The sequence below is a fragment of the Vibrio sp. Isolate34 genome (genome assembly GCF_022397915.1).
Taxonomy (GTDB): Bacteria; Pseudomonadota; Gammaproteobacteria; order Enterobacterales; family Vibrionaceae; genus Vibrio.
The window spans coordinates 25,062-41,922 of the sequence record NZ_JAKEUO010000015.1 but is presented as its reverse complement, the minus strand read 5'-3'; the positions used below and the strand labels follow the sequence as shown (position 1 = coordinate 41,922).

General features: G+C 44.5%; 18 protein-coding genes and 1 other RNA gene. 10 read left to right on the top strand and 9 right to left on the bottom strand.

Annotated features, from left to right (window positions below):
- The first annotated feature begins 209 nt into the window (after positions 1-209).
- Positions 210-1,826, top strand: a complete 1,617-nt coding sequence (nadB, locus tag L1D22_RS15995; RefSeq protein WP_176680453.1) for an L-aspartate oxidase — start codon at positions 210-212, stop codon at positions 1,824-1,826.
- A 93-nt stretch (positions 1,827-1,919) separates the two neighbouring features.
- Here the strand turns inward: nadB and L1D22_RS22405 are convergent, their stop codons facing one another.
- Both L1D22_RS22405 and L1D22_RS15990 read right to left on the bottom strand, forming a co-directional pair.
- A complete protein-coding gene (locus L1D22_RS22405) occupies positions 1,920-2,339 on the bottom strand; it encodes a protein YgfX (RefSeq protein WP_345772813.1) in 420 nt (139 codons plus the stop codon).
- On the bottom strand, positions 2,287-2,547 hold the full coding sequence (locus L1D22_RS15990) for a succinate dehydrogenase assembly factor 2 (RefSeq protein WP_004735374.1): 261 nt from the start codon (positions 2,545-2,547) through the stop codon (positions 2,287-2,289). The genes L1D22_RS22405 and L1D22_RS15990 overlap by 53 nt, the downstream gene beginning before the upstream one ends.
- 167 nt (positions 2,548-2,714) lie before the next feature.
- Here L1D22_RS15990 and ygfZ point away from each other — a divergent pair, with 167 nt between their 5' ends.
- From ygfZ to L1D22_RS15975, 3 genes are all read left to right on the top strand, one after another.
- Positions 2,715-3,686 carry a tRNA-modifying protein YgfZ gene (gene ygfZ / locus L1D22_RS15985; RefSeq protein WP_239830527.1) on the top strand — a complete coding sequence of 324 codons (972 nt, stop codon included), beginning with the start codon at positions 2,715-2,717 and terminating at the stop codon, positions 3,684-3,686.
- A 4-nt stretch (positions 3,687-3,690) separates the two neighbouring features.
- Complete coding sequence (locus tag L1D22_RS15980; RefSeq protein ID WP_239830526.1) at positions 3,691-4,152, top strand: YbaK/EbsC family protein; 462 nt, start codon at positions 3,691-3,693, stop codon at positions 4,150-4,152.
- Between the two features lie 563 nt (positions 4,153-4,715).
- Complete coding sequence (locus L1D22_RS15975) at positions 4,716-4,922, top strand: DUF1107 domain-containing protein (protein ID WP_076678804.1); 207 nt, start codon at positions 4,716-4,718, stop codon at positions 4,920-4,922.
- 126 nt (positions 4,923-5,048) lie between these two features.
- Here the strand turns inward: L1D22_RS15975 and L1D22_RS15970 are convergent, their stop codons facing one another.
- From L1D22_RS15970 to L1D22_RS15960, 3 genes are read right to left on the bottom strand one after another with little or no spacing between them, the layout of a single operon-like run.
- Positions 5,049-6,272 (bottom strand): FAD-dependent 2-octaprenylphenol hydroxylase, encoded by a 1,224-nt coding sequence (locus L1D22_RS15970; RefSeq protein WP_239830525.1) that lies wholly within the window; start codon positions 6,270-6,272, stop codon positions 5,049-5,051.
- A 12-nt stretch (positions 6,273-6,284) separates the two neighbouring features.
- Positions 6,285-7,463 carry a 2-octaprenyl-6-methoxyphenyl hydroxylase gene (ubiH, locus tag L1D22_RS15965; RefSeq protein WP_239830574.1) on the bottom strand — a complete coding sequence of 393 codons (1,179 nt, stop codon included), beginning with the start codon at positions 7,461-7,463 and terminating at the stop codon, positions 6,285-6,287.
- Positions 7,464-7,486: 23 nt separating this feature from the next.
- Positions 7,487-8,062, bottom strand: a complete 576-nt coding sequence (locus L1D22_RS15960; RefSeq protein ID WP_019826273.1) for a YecA family protein — start codon at positions 8,060-8,062, stop codon at positions 7,487-7,489.
- A 308-nt stretch (positions 8,063-8,370) separates the two neighbouring features.
- Between L1D22_RS15960 and zapA the strand changes: the two genes are divergently transcribed.
- The 5 genes from zapA to serA all read left to right on the top strand — a co-directional run bounded on the left by zapA (position 8,371) and on the right by serA (position 11,751).
- Positions 8,371-8,679, top strand: a complete 309-nt coding sequence (gene zapA / locus L1D22_RS15955) for a cell division protein ZapA (RefSeq protein WP_004735366.1) — start codon at positions 8,371-8,373, stop codon at positions 8,677-8,679.
- A gap of 11 nt (positions 8,680-8,690) precedes the next feature.
- Positions 8,691-8,873: non-coding RNA, 6S RNA (ssrS, locus tag L1D22_RS15950), on the top strand.
- A gap of 6 nt (positions 8,874-8,879) precedes the next feature.
- Entirely contained in the window at positions 8,880-9,479 is a 600-nt protein-coding gene (locus L1D22_RS15945) for a 5-formyltetrahydrofolate cyclo-ligase (RefSeq protein WP_239830524.1), read from the top strand.
- Positions 9,480-9,603: 124 nt separating this feature from the next.
- On the top strand, positions 9,604-10,260 hold the full coding sequence (gene rpiA / locus L1D22_RS15940) for a ribose-5-phosphate isomerase RpiA (RefSeq protein ID WP_239830523.1): 657 nt from the start codon (positions 9,604-9,606) through the stop codon (positions 10,258-10,260).
- Positions 10,261-10,521: 261 nt separating this feature from the next.
- Complete coding sequence (serA, locus tag L1D22_RS15935) at positions 10,522-11,751, top strand: phosphoglycerate dehydrogenase (RefSeq protein ID WP_123301095.1); 1,230 nt, start codon at positions 10,522-10,524, stop codon at positions 11,749-11,751.
- A 117-nt stretch (positions 11,752-11,868) separates the two neighbouring features.
- Here the strand turns inward: serA and L1D22_RS15930 are convergent, their stop codons facing one another.
- Together L1D22_RS15930 and L1D22_RS15925 are read right to left on the bottom strand one after the other, a co-directional pair.
- Complete coding sequence (locus L1D22_RS15930) at positions 11,869-12,582, bottom strand: oxidative stress defense protein (RefSeq protein ID WP_239830522.1); 714 nt, start codon at positions 12,580-12,582, stop codon at positions 11,869-11,871.
- 110 nt (positions 12,583-12,692) lie between these two features.
- On the bottom strand, positions 12,693-13,589 hold the full coding sequence (locus tag L1D22_RS15925; RefSeq protein ID WP_029405713.1) for a LysR family transcriptional regulator ArgP: 897 nt from the start codon (positions 13,587-13,589) through the stop codon (positions 12,693-12,695).
- A gap of 142 nt (positions 13,590-13,731) precedes the next feature.
- Here L1D22_RS15925 and L1D22_RS15920 point away from each other — a divergent pair, with 142 nt between their 5' ends.
- Complete coding sequence (locus L1D22_RS15920; protein ID WP_239830521.1) at positions 13,732-14,361, top strand: LysE/ArgO family amino acid transporter; 630 nt, start codon at positions 13,732-13,734, stop codon at positions 14,359-14,361.
- Between the two features lie 98 nt (positions 14,362-14,459).
- Here L1D22_RS15920 and mscS read toward each other — a convergent pair whose 3' ends face one another.
- Together mscS and fbaA are read right to left on the bottom strand one after the other, a co-directional pair.
- The gene (gene mscS, locus L1D22_RS15915) at positions 14,460-15,326 is read right to left on the bottom strand and encodes a small-conductance mechanosensitive channel MscS (protein WP_239830520.1); all 867 of its coding nucleotides are present in this window, start codon (positions 15,324-15,326) and stop codon (positions 14,460-14,462) included.
- Positions 15,327-15,704: 378 nt separating this feature from the next.
- Complete coding sequence (fbaA, locus tag L1D22_RS15910) at positions 15,705-16,781, bottom strand: class II fructose-bisphosphate aldolase (protein ID WP_060982706.1); 1,077 nt, start codon at positions 16,779-16,781, stop codon at positions 15,705-15,707.
- Positions 16,782-16,861: the final 80 nt, after the last annotated feature.

Below are 16,861 nucleotides of genomic sequence, written 5' to 3'. Positions count from 1 at the left end.
TAGCTATCCCTATCAATTTGGGGAAACTTGAGCAAAAGCAATGGTATTGAGCAATTAAATATTTCTAGATAGCTGTCTATATATTGATTTTGCATAGCGTTTAAGGATGACTCTGGAGAGATTATAACAGTCTTACCCAAACTCCTAAAACAAGACAAAGTCAATTGAGAGTGGACAACTCGACTATAGCCCGGGATTTAATAAGTTTTATGAACGCAAACCGTGAACATCAGTGTGATGTATTAGTGGTAGGAAGTGGTGCGGCAGGCTTGTCATTAGCCTTACGCGTAGCAGAACATGCAAAAGTAATTGTATTAAGCAAAGGACCACGCAGCGAAGGATCAACGTATTACGCACAAGGTGGTATCGCCGCGGTGTTCGATGAGTCGGACAGTATTGAGTCTCATGTAGAAGATACTCAAATTGCTGGGGCTGGGTTATGTGAAGAAGATACAGTTCAATTCATTGCTGAAAATGCTAAAGAGTGTGTGCAATGGCTAATTGATGGCGGTGTTCCATTTGATAAAGATGAGAACAGCACCGAAGGCCAGCCAAAATATCACCTTACTCGTGAAGGTGGACACAGCCACCGCAGAATTCTGCACGCTGCCGATGCAACTGGCATGGCGATGCAAACTTCACTGCAAGATAACGTAAAGAATCACCCAAACATCGAGATCTTCGAGCGCCACAATGCGTTGGATTTGATCACTGAAGATAAAGTTGGTGGTTCGAAAGATAAAGTTATCGGTGCCTACATTTGGAACCGTAACCAAGAACACGTCGAAACCGTGCGCGCTAAATTTGTAGTCTTAGCTACTGGCGGCGCTTCAAAGGTTTATCAATACACGTCTAACCCAGATGTCTCTTCAGGTGATGGTATTGCTATCGCTTGGCGTGCAGGTTGTCGTGTGGCGAACCTTGAGTTCAACCAATTTCACCCAACTTGCTTGTTCCACCCAGAAGCGCGTAACTTCCTACTAACGGAAGCACTGCGTGGTGAAGGTGCGTACCTGCGTCGTCCAGACGGTTCTCGCTTCATGAAGGACTTCGATGAGCGCGGTGAACTGGCTCCTCGTGATGTGGTTGCTCGCGCAATTGACTTTGAAATGAAGCGCTTAGGTGCTGACTGCATGTACGTTGACATCAGCCACAAGCCTGAAGAATTCATCACTGCGCACTTCCCAATGATCCACACTCGTTTGATGGACTTGGGGATCGACATGACCAAAGAGCCGATTCCTATCGTACCAGCAGCTCACTACACCTGTGGTGGTGTCATGGTCAATAAGCAAGGTCAAACCGACCTCGCGAATCTGTATGCGATTGGTGAAGTGAGCTACACCGGCCTGCACGGCGCGAACCGTATGGCTTCAAACTCACTGCTTGAGTGTGTGGTTTACGCATGGGCAGCTGCCAAAGACATCGTCGAGAATATCGACCAGTCTCAACTGTGTGCTGAATTGCCAGCATGGGATGAAAGCCAAGTCACCAACAGTGATGAAGAGGTTATCATTCAGCACAACTGGCATGAGCTACGTCTATTCATGTGGGATTACATGGGCATCGTGCGTACTGATAAACGTCTTGAGCGCGCAATGCGTCGTATCCAGATGTTACAGCAAGAGACTCACGAGTATTACAGTAACTTTAAGGTTTCAAACAACCTGTTAGAACTGCGTAACTTGCTACAAGTTGCTGAGCTAATGGTTCGCTGCGCAATGCAACGTAAAGAGAGCCGCGGCCTTCACTACACGTTGGATTACCCAGAGCTTGCTGAAGACAGCGGCCCAACGATTCTGACACCAGAGAAAAGCCAGTCTTAATCTTGAATGATAGATAAAATGTGAAAAAGGGAGCCTAGTGCTCCTTTTCTTTTCATCTGTACTCATTGCTTTCAGCCTGATGTTTTGATTCCTCTAACCTGTTCGTTGCAGGTTCGCCAAGAAATTTCGATATTCTCGATCACAACAACTATCCCGCCACAATAAGACTGAGTGTCCACACTCAAACTTCAATTTAACGAAAAACTGCGCCCAAATTTTATCCACGGATTTTAGAATATAGCGTCGGTTATTCAACCGAATCTCACCATCCTCTTTGTAGTCAAAACGGCCATAGGCATTATTCAAAATCAGATGGTTGGTTTTACACAGATGGATCAGCAGTGCTAAGCAATAAAGGCTGACAACAAGTGGGATAGAAGACAAGACGATGAAAAACAAAAGGCACCCGAAAACAGTGCCTTTTGCGAATAATGCGAAATATGAAGGGTTAAGCTGGAGCTTAACGAACCTTGCTGAGGTTGTGTGCGACAATTTTATCAACCATTGATGCATGGCCTAGGTTTTCACTGCGTCCGTGTCCCATCACCCAAGTAAACAAATCTGGATCATCACACTCTAGTAGAGAAACAAACTCGCGCTGTTCCTGCTCTTGCAATGAATCAAAACACTCTTCGAAAAACGGCATGATGACTACATCAAGTTCTAACATACCGCGACGGCAACCCCATTTAATTCGTGCTTTCTGCTCTGCAGTGTACATTGGCTATCCTCACCTATAATTTTTCTTTCTCGGAGTGTAACAAGTCATACGCTCTGCAACTACTATGTGAGTCACAGTCCCTATCTAAGCTCACAAAAAAACCTAGGCTGACAAAGAAACAGAACAGGATTAACATAGAGCCAAATAAAATTCTTAGGAAAGATAAAATGGATTGGAAAAACACATTTCAGCCGCACGCTCATACGCAAAATGACTCGCTTCCAGAACTGATGATGACACACGTGTCAGATTGGAGTGCAATTACCATGGTAGGCGATGACAAAAAATCGTACCTGCAAGGTCAAGTAACGTGCGACGTCGTAACTCTTCCTAATGATGAATCCACATTAGGCGCACACTGTGATGCAAAAGGAAAGGTATGGAGTATCTTCCGTTTGTTCCATCACAACGGTGGCTACGCACTCATGCAACCTAAATCTGCGATTGAAGTCGAGCTCGTTGAAATCAAGAAGTACGCGGTGTTCTCTAAGGTCGATATCGAACAAACGTCTGACGTTGTTATCGGTGTGATGGGTGCATCTGCGAATCAATACATTGAGTCGATTTCAGAAAGCCAAGGAAATGTGCGTGCTATCTCTGGTGGTACAGCCGTTCAAGTTGCAGATAACCGCTGGGCTCTACTTATGACAGAAGAAGCCGCTGAAGCCTTGGTATCAAACAGCGCTGCGGAGAAAGTATCAGAAACGTTATGGCAGTATCATGAAATCCTTGATGCTCAGCCTAACCTATCGAAAGCAGAGCAAAACGAACACATCCCTCAAGCACTTAACCTACAAGCGATCGGCGGTATCAGCTTTTCAAAAGGTTGTTACACAGGTCAAGAAACGGTTGCTCGTGCTAAGTACCGCGGCATGAACAAACGTGAAATGCGCATTGTTTCTGGTTCGACTGCGGAAGTGCTAACACTAGAGAACCCTATTGAGCTAGAGCGTAGCGTGGGTGAAAACTGGCGTGGTGCAGGTCGACTAATCAACGTATATCAATTTGCTGACAACCAAGCGATTGGTCTAATGGTTCTGCCGAATAACCTGGATGACGATGTTCAACTGCGTTTGACAGCACAACCTGATCAAATCTGGAATATCCTACCACTGCCTTACAGCCTCGAAGATGAGTAATCACGTGGAAACACTGATTACACAATGGCTGGATCAACAGCAGGTGAATTATCGCCTGCTGATGCAAAGCAAACCCACCACCAGCATCGAAGAAACCGCGCAAGAACGAGGCATCGACGCTTCTCAAATGGTCAAGTGCATCCTACTCAAGGATATGGGCAACCAATATGCGTTGGCCTGTACAGCCGGCGATCGCTCTGTCGACCCCAAGAAGGTGCGCTCGGTGTTGAATTGCCGCAGAATGACTTGCGTATCACTCACCGATGTAGAATCTATCACCGGCTTTAAGGTTGGTTGTGTCGGTCCGCTTGCTCTAAAAAGGCACATGCCGATCATTTTTGATCCTTCCATTCAGAACAACTCAACCGTGACCATTAGCTCTGGTGACCGAATGGCAGGCGTTGCTCTTGATCTCGAGGATCTTATGGCGTTATGCGCGCCTATCGTTGCAGAGATCAGTCGATGATCCATTCTAAGACGTAATTGATCGCAAACCTTCTTTAAAGTTTTCATTAGATACATATTTAGTGTGAAGCTCGTCATAAGAAAAACACGCCAACATTAAATAGTTAATCAAAATTAAAGCATAAGTAGTCACAAGGAAAAATCTGCGTTATTGTGAATTTACTGACTAGCCTTTAGGCAAATCAGTACAAGTGAATCCACTGAGTAACATCAGTATCCACTTTTGTGTAATGCATCTGTGACTATTCGCCCGTTTTAGACGGGCTTTTTTTATATCTAAAATTTAAAATTTGATTACACAAACAAAAAAATCCCACCTATTCTTATACTTGTAACATTACCACTGCTTAATACCGGACAGGAAAGTTCACAGCAGTTCACGACTCAGTATTATTTTGGGGAGGAGCTCACGTAAAAATAGATATTTACTGTAGAAAGTGCTTAGAACAGCACAAATATCTAATTAACGTCATCGCTACTGCATATTACTCCATGCTTATCACAATTATTATCTCGGAGTTTTTCTATAATGTGCAGGCTAGGTAAATATAAGGATAATTAAGAATGAGACTGTTTAAGCGCTATACACCGAGTATGATTGCTAAACATGTAAGTCGACTTTTCAAAGGACGAATCTACATTTACGGCGTAGGGAAATTTGAGTTTGATAACGGCAAGCTAGTCCTGCCAGATCGAGCAGAGAAGCGCCACTTTAAAACAGTGAAAGAAATAAATAGTGAAATCATGAAGCTGCGCTGTGCTTACGCATAATCTGATTATCTAAAGAATTCAAAACAAAAAGGGTTGGCATATGCCAACCCTTTTTTCGTTCCTATAACGCTAAGAACTACGCTAAAGCCATGAGTTCAAATGACTATTCACCTGAAAATTAAACGACTAACGATGAGTCACAGGTTGCTTTGCTAAATCAGGCAGGTTGCCCGCAAGGCCAAGTGCTCGCTTCATGATCTCATCTTTCGCACCAGGTAGTTGACCCGCAAGCTTCATACCGATGCCACGAATGAGCTTCTTAGCCGGGTTGTCGCCTTCAAACAGATCTTTAAAGCCCTGCATCGAAGCAATCATCTTCGCCGCTTCTGCTTTTCTCCAGCGCTCATAACCGCGTAGGTTACGCTTGGTACCAATGTCTTCACCAGCAGCCCACAGCTTTAACAGCTCTTGCGCTAAACTTGCAGCATCTAGTAAGCCAAGGTTCACGCCCTGCCCTGCTAGCGGGTGAATGGTATGGGCAGCATCACCGACCAAAGCGACACGATCGACAGCGAAGTCTCGTGCGTATCGCATGCGCAGTGGGAAAGCAAAACGGTCACCGACAACTTCGCACAATCCAAGCTTTGAATCGAACTCAGCCGTGAGCTGTTTATTGAATTCAGCATCCGACATGGATACGAGATTCTCGGCACGATTAGGCTCGGTAGACCAAACAATCGAGCTCATGTTGCTCGGTTGCATTGGTAAGAATGCCAGTGGACCTTGAGGTGTGAATATTTGACGTGCAACGCTATGGTGCGGTTCTGTGGTTTTGATGTTCGCGACAATCGCACTGTGTCCGTAATCCCAATGTGTTAATGGGATATCTTGCTGCTTACGAACCCAAGAATTTGCGCCATCCGCACCTACTACTAACTTAGCGGTCAGTGCTTGGCCGTTGTCTAGAGTTAACCATGCTTCACTTTCGCCAATTGCCATTGTTTTGCATGTCGCAGGCATGTAGAGGCTAACATTGTCTTGCTTCTTAACCTGATCAAGCAGCGCTAATTGAATCACACGATTCTCAACAATATGGCCTAGATTAGGCTGCGCTAAACGCGTTGAATCAAACTCAATGCGAGCAAAGCTGTCTTGCTCCCATACTTCCATTGCTTGATACGGTGCTGCACGTCTTTGCTCAATACCTTGCCATGCATCTAGATTACGCAGAATCACCTCGCTAGAGCGGCTCAATGCCGACACGCGAACATCCGGTAATTCATTCAGACCTTCGCTAGGTGCTTTGCCCTCTATCACGGCAATTCTTAGATCACTGTCTTTCAATGCAGCTGCGAGCGCTAGGCCAACCATGCCACCACCAACAATCGCGATATCAACACTTTGCATCATTATTTATCTACCTTATCTTTCTACTAGGCCAAGCGTATGACGCAAAAGTGGACCTTTCAGTGGTGGAAGGTTATCCATAACAGCTAACCCAAGGTTACGCCCGATACGAGCGGTTAAGAAATTGTTTGAGAACAGATGAACGAGGCTTGATGTCAGTGTAATCGTAGCGCCTCTGTCTTGTTCTCTACGTTTTCTAAAGTTAACAAGACCAGTGTAACGACCGACATCGTCCAACTGAGTACACAACTCTTCCGCTAAAGAAGCCACATCACGAATGCCGAGGTTAAAACCTTGCCCTGCAATTGGATGAAGGGTTTGAGCGGCATTACCTACAATCGCGAATCGATGAGAAATATTTTGTTTACGATGGCGAAGAATCAGTGGGTAGCTCGCACGCTTACCCACCTTCTCTAAACGGCCTAATCGCCAACCAAAATCATTCTGCAGCTGTTCAAGGAACTGGCTGTCATTTAAAGCCATGACTTTATCAGCTTGCTCTGGCGGTAAGCACCACACTAACGATAGGCGGTTGTCCGTCATCGGCAATAAAGCAACTGGCCCATGATGGGTAAAACGCTCAAAGGCACGACCTTGATGCGGCTCGCTCGCCACAATGTTGGCAATGACAGCCACTTGCTCAAAGTCATGCTCGCTCAACGAAATATTCAGTTGTTGGCAGCAAGTAGAGATCGCTCCGTCAGCTGCAACCAACAACTTAGTAGTAATGGTTTGCCCGCTGTTTAGGTCAATGGTCGTCAGTAAATCACTACGCTCAATTTTCGCTACTGAGTCAGGGCACAACATCGTGATGCTCGATTCAGACTCCAGCTTTTGCTGATAGATTCGACCTACATCCGCTAACTCGACCACATAACCAAGTGCATCTACAGCCAGTTCCTCACTGTAGATATCCGTCATTCCAGCATGCCCACGATCCGACACATGGATATCTTTAATCGGGGTAGCGACAGGAGCGATAGACTGCCACAAGTGCAAAGAATCAAGGATCTGTACCGTGCCATAAGACAAAGCGATCGAACGAGAATCAAACCCAGGGTGAGCTTGATGATCAACCTGATAAGGCTCAACGACCGCAATCGACAACAAACCTTGGCTTAGGTGATTCAAAGCAAGGGCCAGAGTTGCCCCCGCCATTGCGCCACCAGCAATTACAACATCATATTGAGCCATCATAACCTCAAACCGACAAACGATTAGTGAATGGTTGGCGCCGCATCTTCAGATGGGCGTGCACCAAATTCAGCATGAATCGTTAATGCACACGCTTTTACGTGCTCAATAACGTGTTCTAGAAGTTGTGCTTGCTCTTCCAGATCATCTTCTTCGTCAATGCCTAGCTTCGCCATCTCTTCAAGATCAGCCAACGCTTCTTTAGTGCCTTCAGACGCTTTGTTCAATTGAGCGCCAACAAGGCCCAAACCAGAGATGAAATGGTTAATCCAATCAGACACACCATCAGCAAGATCAAACACGCTTGCGCTTGCATCTTCATCTGGCAGTAACATAGACAGTTCCATGCCTGAGCCTGTGATTTCGCTGGTTGTAACTTTCAGTGTGGCTTCCGCTAACGTTAGCGCGCGATCTGGCCAGCCCATCCCTTCGTTGGTGTAATCGAAGATAAGTGGTTGCCAGCTTTTATCTGCAAGGTTTAAGCCTCCGCTTAACATACCCGTTAATAAACCATGCATCTCAGCAGGGGTTACGGCTAGACTTGCCGATTGAAGTTCAGTCGCAACCGTTAGGTAGTCAGGTAAAGTAGTTTCGCTCATCAGATAGCTCGCTCAGTTATTCTTTATATCGATAGTATAATCGTACCACTTCACCCCAATTCTGGTAAGCATCGATCCCTAGCAATTGAAGGATGACTGACTACCAATTGTTCAATTTGCTGAATTACTGTGTGCTCAAGCTCTCATTTACAAACAGTCACTCTGAAAAGCTTGAATCTTAATAGCGGTTTACCTATAGTTTCTCCCTCAGAGGAGATTGCTTCCTCATCGGTACTTGCACTTTTTCTTTCTCAAAAAATGGCGAAGGGCAACAGCCTTAAAATAGCGCGTTAAAGAGTTCATCCATAATGAGTAATCAAGCGGTAGACGTTGAAATATTAGGAAAACTGACTCGAGTGAATTGTCCACCAGGGCAAGAAGAGTCATTGATTGCAGCGGCGGCCGATCTTGATAATCGATTGAAAGAGATGGCTGAACGTACTAAGGTAACCAATGAAGTGAAGCTGCTGACTATCGCAGCTCTGAATATTTGCTACGAATTACAAACCAAGAAGTTTGAAGCAAATGATGAACAAAACGCACTGACCGAGCGAATGGAACAGCTCACGACATCACTTTCAGATGTCCTCAGTAAAGTTAAGCACGGACAGCAATAGCGTACACAAAATTTACCCTGGAGTGTTTGTCAGAGGATTCACGTCCCCGAGCCGATAAGCAATCCCTAAGGGTTAGTACTTGAGTGCTATTGAGCATGCTCGGTCCGCCGAGAAGCCTACGGTAATCATTGCTGATCCGCCTTGAACTCGCTGGTTCAAGGGCCATCTATTCTCAACGGCACTTTGGGGTATCCCTTCTTATGAAGACGCTCACACGCAGCGAATTTCGCAAACAGATCCGTATCAAACGCAATGCCTTATCTGGCGAACAACAAACTCAATCCGGTTTAGACCTCGTTAAGCAGTGCATACAGCTTGATGAGATTCAGTCTGCTCAGCATATTGCTCTTTATATTTCGATTGATGGCGAGCTCGATACCCAGCCTTTAATTGAATGGTTATGGTCGCAAGGTAAGCAAACTTATTTACCAGTATTGCACCCCTTTTCTGCCGGACACCTGTTGTTTCTAAACTACTCTCCAACCACTCCCACGGTTTTAAATAAGTACGGCATTGTAGAACCCCAACTTAATAAAATATTGGTGAAACCTTGTCAGCAACTCGACCTCATCCTGACGCCCCTTGTCGGCTTTGACTCTCATGGCCATCGCTTGGGCATGGGCGGCGGATATTACGACCGCACCCTAGCGAAATGGTTCGAGACTGGCGAAGGCGCAACTCCAATTGGTTTGGCCCACGATTGCCAACATGTCGATACCTTACCGATTGAAGAATGGGACATTCCCTTACCTAAAATCGTGACTCCGAGTAAAACTTGGCAATGGGAAAATGACCATTAAAGCGCTATAATCGCGCCGCAAACGTTAACCTCGATATAGAAACGTTAATCCAATATCTAAACGTTAACTTCATCATTACGCGAACGATTAATTCAAAGCGCAAGACCTTATTCAGGAGAATGGCATGACTCAAGATGAAATGAAAAAAGCAGCTGGCTGGGCAGCACTTCAATATGTTGAAGAAGGCAGCATTGTAGGTGTAGGTACTGGCTCTACAGTAAATCACTTCATCGACGCACTAGGCACAATGAAAGACAAAATCAAAGGTGCGGTTTCAAGCTCTGTTGCTTCAACGCAACGACTAGAAGAGCTAGAGATCAAAGTGTATGAGTGTAACGATGTCACTAAGCTAGACATCTATGTTGATGGCGCAGATGAAATCAACCCAACTCGCGACATGATCAAAGGCGGCGGTGCTGCTCTGACTCGTGAAAAAATCGTAGCGGCTATCTCTGATAAGTTTGTGTGTATTGTTGACGGCACTAAAGCAGTCGATGTGTTGGGTAAATTCCCACTGCCTGTTGAAGTAATTCCAATGGCGCGTTCATACGTTGCACGTGAACTAGTAAAGCTTGGTGGTGACCCAGTTTACCGCGAAGGTTGCACAACCGATAACGGCAACATGATCCTAGACGTGTACGGCATGGCGATCGAAAACCCGAAACAACTAGAAGATATCATCAATGGTATCGCTGGTGTGGTGACGGTTGGTCTGTTCGCTCACCGTGGTGCTGATGTGGTTATCACTGGCACGCCAGAAGGTGCAAAAATCGAAGAATAAATACTAGAAGATTGAGTTTTTCTGTTACTTCATTACATACGGTGCCCAAGGGCGCCGTTTTTTTTGCTTTATTCCTGTAAAATTATGTCTTATTCCGTAATTTTCTTACCCAAAACATTTTTTTTTTGTTACTTTATTGTTCAGAAGACGCACAGGGAAAACGTTTGTCTCCTAACAAAGTGGTGAATTTGTTCCCCTTTCAGCCATTTTGTAGCACGTGCGCCGCATTTGCCCAACCTTTCCATTTTAAGGACGAGAACAATGGCCAAAGTTTCACTGGAAAAAGAAAAAATAAAAATTCTACTTCTAGAAGGTCTTCACCCTTCTTCTGTAGAAGTACTGCAAGCTGCTGGTTACACAAATATTGAGTACCACAAAGGCTCGCTACCGGAAGATGAACTTCTTGAAGCAGTTAAAGATGCTCACTTCATTGGTATCCGTTCTCGCACAAACATCTCCCAAGAAGTAATTGATGCGGCTGAAAAACTGGTTGCCGTTGGGTGTTTCTGTATTGGCACTAACCAAGTCAACCTTCAAGCAGCAGCAAAGCGCGGCATCCCTGTGTTCAACGCTCCATTCTCAAACACTCGAAGTGTTGCTGAGCTAGTTCTTGGTCAGGTTCTATTGCTACTTCGTGGCATTCCAGAAAAGAACGCTCTTGCGCACCGTGGTATTTGGAAAAAGAGTGCAGACAACTCTTACGAAGCTCGTGGTAAGCGTTTAGGCATTATTGGTTACGGTCACATTGGTACTCAGCTGGGTATTATTGCGGAAAACCTTGGTATGCGCGTTTACTTCTACGACATCGAAAACAAGCTGTCTTTAGGTAATGCAACACAAGTTCACACCATGACTGAACTATTGAATAAGTGTGATGTGATCTCTTTGCACGTCCCTGAAACCAACGAAACTAAGAACATGATGGGTAAAGAAGAATTCGAGCGCATGAAGCCTGGATCTATCTTTATCAACGCAGCGCGTGGCACAGTGGTAGACATTCCAGCTCTGTGTGGCGCTCTAGATTCTGGTCACCTTGCAGGTGCAGCGATCGACGTTTTCCCAACTGAACCAAAAACCAATGCAGACCCATTTGAGTCGCCATTAATGCAGTTCGACAACGTGATTCTTACGCCTCATGTAGGTGGTTCAACTCAGGAAGCGCAAGAGAACATCGGTGTTGAAGTGGCTGGCAAGCTAGCGAAATACTCTGATAACGGTTCTACGCTATCAAGTGTTAACTTCCCAGAGGTATCACTGCCGCTACACACAGGTACATCTCGTTTGCTTCACATTCACGAAAACCGCCCAGGTATCCTAACTCAGATTAACACCATCTTCGCTGAAGAAGGCATCAACATCGCGGGTCAGTACCTACAGACTGCCGCTGATATGGGTTACGTAGTGATCGATGTTGAGGCAGACCGCTCTGAAGAAGCACTGCTTAAACTGAAAGAGATCGAAGGCACAATTCGTGCTCGTCTACTTCACTAATCATCGAACTCGATATTAGTAAAAACAAAAAGGCTCTCATTATGAGAGCCTTTTTAGTATTTGGCCTATCGTAGGTAATTAGATAATCATGATCCAAAAGCCTCTATGGCGCTATTGTTACTCTTCGATCTGGTAGATCACATTAACGCGATCTCGGATGGTGATCGTTGAGTCTTCATAAGAGTTCGATTCAGTTCTCGCATCCATCGCCATTGAACGCATTAATACAGGCTGACTAGATTGTGCGTTGTAATCGATACGCCAAACATCACCTAGCTCACGCTCAAAACCACGCGCTAGTGATTTCGCTTTCGATCGCGCATCCTTGATAGCTTCTAAGCGCGCTTGTTCTTGATACTTAGCTTGATCACGAACTTGAAGCTGAATATTGTCGATCTGATTGATGCCCTCTCCAATCGCAATATCCATGTACTCATTGAGATTAGCTAGCTCGTTCACTTGAACGGTCACATTGCGTGAAGCTCGGTAACCCACCAATTCTGGTTTACCGTCTTTCGGGTAATGGTATTGAGGAGATAGATACAGGTTAGAGCTGTGTACACTCGCCTCTTCGACACCGGCTTGATGCAGTTTATTGAGGAAACCAGTCACTACTTTATCAACGGTATTTTTAGCTTGTTCAGCAGTCATCGTCGATTCCACGACTCTCACAGAGAATGTCGCCATATCTGGTGTTGCGATCACTTCACCGTAGCCCGTCGTTGAAATATGCGGGAAGGATGGAGAGTCAGCCAATGATGGAAAACTCACAGCACTCAACGCTGCAGTAAGAGTAAGAGACGTTGCTAACATCTTTGGTGCAAACTTCATTAGGTAGACCTGTGCTAAACAAATGTACTTTCATCATAGAGCAATTTGCCGTTTAGCCAATCCTGATGCCGAACTTCTAACAGAACTTTGACGCTGAAAAAACCAACAATTCACTGAGGTAAGTGGTTGTGAGCAAAACCTAATATCGCTTGAGATATCTCTTTGAGTACCCCACTTTCTAGCTGCCAGTGGTGCCAATAGATGCGATAAGACAACAAAAAACCGGGCGTAATATCAATCAACGCACCGGACTCTAGCTCATCGATGATCTGCAACCGAGGGATCAAACAATAGGCCACACCTGACAACGCTAAACGCACAAATGCTTCTGAGCTGCCGACCGTATGATTAATCACGCTGTCCCTTGGTACGTTAAAATGGTCATGCAGAAACTTCTTATGCAGATCATCGTATTGATCATAAGAAACCGCCGGTGCCTTGCTTAATGTGGCGTAGTTTACGCCTTCAGAGAAATATCGCTGATGAAAGTCAGGGCTCGCTACACACACGTAATCCATCCTGCCAAGATAGTCAGCACTGCAACCGGGGATCGCTTGAGATTCTAGACTGATCGCGCCAGCCACCTCACCACTTTTTATCTTATCAATGGTTCTCGCTTCACCATGAATCGCGAGGTTCAGCTCTACTTGGCGAGACTTCATCACATCCGATAATGCAGGCAACAGCCATGTCGCTAAGCTATCGGCATTGGTGGCAATAGATATTGATAAAGGTTGCGCACTATCTTCATTCATCAACTCTGGCACCAGCTCATGCTCTAACAAACGAACCCTGCGATACAAACCCAATAACTTTTTTCCTGCTGGGGTTGGCCTAGGCGGATTTTCTCTCACCAAAGCAGGCTGAGCTAACCACTTTTCTAGCTGTTTGATGCGTTGAGACACCGCAGACTGGGAGATATATAACTGTTCTGCAGCCCTTTCGAAGCTACGTTGTTTCACCACTGCATCCAGTGCTTCTATCCATTTATAATCCAATCCACGCATCAATTTGCTTCCTTTTTAAGCTAACTCAACGCCACATTAGCAACTCTAATAATAGATTAAAATCATTAATTATACTTATTTAAAGGGTCGGAGTATCTTCGCCATATAGCACGTAAATATCGTTAAATAAGTGGAGGTTAAAATGAGTTTTTGGGTTTTATTACAAGGTTTTGGTCTAGGGGCAAGCATGATTATCCCTATTGGCGCTCAGAATGCGTACGTCCTAAATCAAGGGATAAAGCGCAACCACCATTTAACCACTGCGACAATCTGTAGCCTGCTCGACACTCTGTTTATCTCATTGGGTATTTTTGGTGGCGGTGCGATTCTGTCGCAAAATGAATTGCTACTCACCTCAGTGACGTTAGGCGGTATCGCTTTTCTAACCGTGTATGGTTTGTTATCACTTCGCAGTGCCTTTAAAGCGCCCTCAAGCGAGGAGTCAAAAGGAGAGATACTGGCTCGTGGTAAGCGCACCGTTATTTTGGGCGCATTGGCGGTGACAGTATTAAACCCACATCTCTATTTGGATACGGTGGTGATTCTTGGATCGATTGGCGGGCAGTTTGAAGGTAACGACAGAATTGCTTTTGCTATGGGAACCATTTTGGCTTCATTCGTTTGGTTTTACTCTTTGTCATTGGGCGCAGCAAAGCTAGGCCCAACGCTATCTAAACCAAGTGTTAAGAAAGGCATTGATATCGCTGTTGCGACCATGATGTTTGCTATCGCAACGGTACTCGCTAATGGACTTATTGAGCAGTATTGGTAGAAATAGTCTGAAAATATAGCTCCAAGAAAAAAGGCGGACAACCTAAGTTATCCGCCTTTCGTTATAAAAGCTTACCGCTATAAAAGCCGATTAAAAAACTAAGCTTCTACTTTATTCATGTGCACATCCATTTGTGGGAATGGAATTTCGATACCTTCTTTATCCAAGCCTTCTTTGATTGCTTGCATCAGGTCGAAATAAACACTCCAGTAGTCAGCCGTGCTAACCCATGGACGAACTACGAAATTAACTGAAGAATCAGCAAGTGTATGAACACCAACTTGAACGCCAGGTTCTTTTAGTACACGCTCATCAGATTCACAGATCTTAGTCAGTAGCGCTTTTGTCTTCTGAAGATCAGCGTTGTAAGAAACACCAATCATTAGATCAATACGTCGCGTCGCATGACGAGAGTAGTTTGTGATTGGACTACCGATAACACTGCCGTTTGGTACGACAACCATTTTGTTGTCTGGCGTTGTTAGAATTGTTTGGAAGATTTGAATAGAATCAACCGAACCTGCTACACCACCAATCTCTACATAGTCACCTGACTTGAATGGACGGAATGCAACAATAAGTACACCGGCAGCAAAATTAGATAGCGAACCTTGTAGTGCAAGACCTACCGCTAAACCAGCAGCACCAATAACAGCGACCACAGATGCAGTTTGAACACCTAGACGACCAAGTGCAGCAATAAGAACAATAACAAACAACAAGTAACGAACTAAACCATGGATAAACTCCACAACAGCTCGGTCCATTTTCTTCTTCTCAAGAACCTTGGACACGCTATTCGCTACTGCTTTAACGATGATGTTACCGATAAATAAAATTATCAGTGCAGAAATGATATTTACGCCATATTGGATAAATAGGTCTGAATTATTTGTTAACCACTGCTCAGCGTGAGACAAGCCGTCCACAAGTGGGGTTTCAATTGCTGTCGAACTATCAGACATAATGTGCATCCTCTATATAATATGCTATGAGCTAAACTGCCTTAAGCCAAACCTACCAAACAACAAAGCAAACAGTTTAATTTATGTTAAGTCATTGTTTTAAAAGTAAATTAAAGCCAAGTCCTTTTTTATAAACTGAACCAAGTCCAGTTTTTCGGCACGATATCCTATCTTTGACAGATTGCAAAGTCATATTTATGTAAGCTTTTGAAATAATAAAACTTACTGATAAACACAAATACCGATAACTAAAAGACTACGAAATTTATTCACCGCACGCTAGGTTTTTCACATATTTAATACAAGTTTTTATCAGACATAAAAAAAACCGCTCAATGAGCGGTTTTTTAAAACTTAAAGAGTACTTAATTCAAAGAATTATAGTACGTCGATAGCGTTAAGGTCAGCAAATGCTTTCTCAAGACGAGTAACCATTGAAGCTTGACCAGCACGTAGCCATACGCGTGGATCGTAGAACTTCTTGTTTGGTTGGTCTTCGCCTTTAGGATTACCGATTTGACCTTGTAGGTAATCGAAGTTTTCAGCAGAGTAAGTACGGATACCATCCCAAGTTGCCCACTGTGTATCAGTATCGATGTTCATTTTAATAACACCGTAGCCGATAGACTCTTGGATTTCTGCTTCAGAAGAACCAGAACCACCGTGGAATACGAAGTTTAGAGCGTTAGGTGCAATACCGAACTTCTCTGCACAGTATGCTTGAGAGTCACGTAGGATAGTAGGAGTAAGTACAACGTTACCAGCTTGGTAAACACCGTGTACGTTACCGAAAGAAGCCGCGATAGTGAAACGAGGGCTAACTGCGTTTAGGATTTCGTAAGCGTAAGCTACATCTTCAGGAGAAGTGTAAAGCTCAGATGCGTCCATATCAGAGTTATCAACGCCATCTTCTTCACCACCAGTACAACCTAGTTCGATTTCTAGAGTCATGTTCATTTTAGCCATGCGCTCTAGGTACTTAGCACATGTTTCGATGTTCTCTTCTAGAGACTCTTCAGAAAGATCGATCATATGAGAAGAGAAAAGAGGCTTACCAGTTTGTGCGAAGAACTCTTCACCAGCGTCTAGTAGACCGTCGATCCATGGAAGAAGTTTCTTAGCAGCGTGGTCAGTGTGCAGGATAACTGGAACACCGTAAGACTCAGCAACAGCGTGTACGTATTTTGCACCAGCAACAGCGCCAAGGATTTGTGCACCTTGACCTTCAAGTTTAACGCCTTTACCAGCGAAGAAACCAGCACCGCCGTTAGAGAACTGAACAACAACAGGAGCTTTAACTTTAGCTGCTGCTTCTAGAACACCGTTGATTGAATCAGTGTTAACAACGTTTACAGCAGGAAGTGCAAACTTGTTCTCTTTTGCGATTTCAAATACTTTCTGTACGTCATCGCCAGAAATTACACCAGGTTTTACAAAATCGAAGATCTTAGACATGGAAATAGTCCTATTTATTCTATCGTTTTAAGATTAAAAAACTTAAGTTCAAAAACTTGCAATCGTTTGCTCACAACTTA

Bases quoted from the DNA above. Each gene is read 5' to 3' on its own strand.
- nadB (WP_176680453.1), top strand. From the start codon at position 210: ATGAACGCAAACCGTGAACATCAGTGTGATGTATTAGTGGTAGGAAGT.
- L1D22_RS22405 (WP_345772813.1), bottom strand. From the start codon at position 2,339: ATGCATCAATGGTTGATAAAATTGTCGCACACAACCTCAGCAAGGTTC.
- L1D22_RS15990 (WP_004735374.1), bottom strand. From the start codon at position 2,547: ATGTACACTGCAGAGCAGAAAGCACGAATTAAATGGGGTTGCCGTCGC.
- ygfZ (WP_239830527.1), top strand. From the start codon at position 2,715: ATGGATTGGAAAAACACATTTCAGCCGCACGCTCATACGCAAAATGAC.
- L1D22_RS15975 (WP_076678804.1), top strand. From the start codon at position 4,716: ATGAGACTGTTTAAGCGCTATACACCGAGTATGATTGCTAAACATGTA.
- L1D22_RS15970 (WP_239830525.1), bottom strand. From the start codon at position 6,272: ATGATGCAAAGTGTTGATATCGCGATTGTTGGTGGTGGCATGGTTGGC.
- ubiH (WP_239830574.1), bottom strand. From the start codon at position 7,463: ATGGCTCAATATGATGTTGTAATTGCTGGTGGCGCAATGGCGGGGGCA.
- L1D22_RS15960 (WP_019826273.1), bottom strand. From the start codon at position 8,062: ATGAGCGAAACTACTTTACCTGACTACCTAACGGTTGCGACTGAACTT.
- zapA (WP_004735366.1), top strand. From the start codon at position 8,371: ATGAGTAATCAAGCGGTAGACGTTGAAATATTAGGAAAACTGACTCGA.
- L1D22_RS15945 (WP_239830524.1), top strand. From the start codon at position 8,880: ATGAAGACGCTCACACGCAGCGAATTTCGCAAACAGATCCGTATCAAA.
- rpiA (WP_239830523.1), top strand. From the start codon at position 9,604: ATGACTCAAGATGAAATGAAAAAAGCAGCTGGCTGGGCAGCACTTCAA.
- serA (WP_123301095.1), top strand. From the start codon at position 10,522: ATGGCCAAAGTTTCACTGGAAAAAGAAAAAATAAAAATTCTACTTCTA.
- L1D22_RS15930 (WP_239830522.1), bottom strand. From the start codon at position 12,582: ATGAAGTTTGCACCAAAGATGTTAGCAACGTCTCTTACTCTTACTGCA.
- L1D22_RS15925 (WP_029405713.1), bottom strand. From the start codon at position 13,589: ATGCGTGGATTGGATTATAAATGGATAGAAGCACTGGATGCAGTGGTG.
- L1D22_RS15920 (WP_239830521.1), top strand. From the start codon at position 13,732: ATGAGTTTTTGGGTTTTATTACAAGGTTTTGGTCTAGGGGCAAGCATG.
- mscS (WP_239830520.1), bottom strand. From the start codon at position 15,326: ATGTCTGATAGTTCGACAGCAATTGAAACCCCACTTGTGGACGGCTTG.
- fbaA (WP_060982706.1), bottom strand. From the start codon at position 16,781: ATGTCTAAGATCTTCGATTTTGTAAAACCTGGTGTAATTTCTGGCGAT.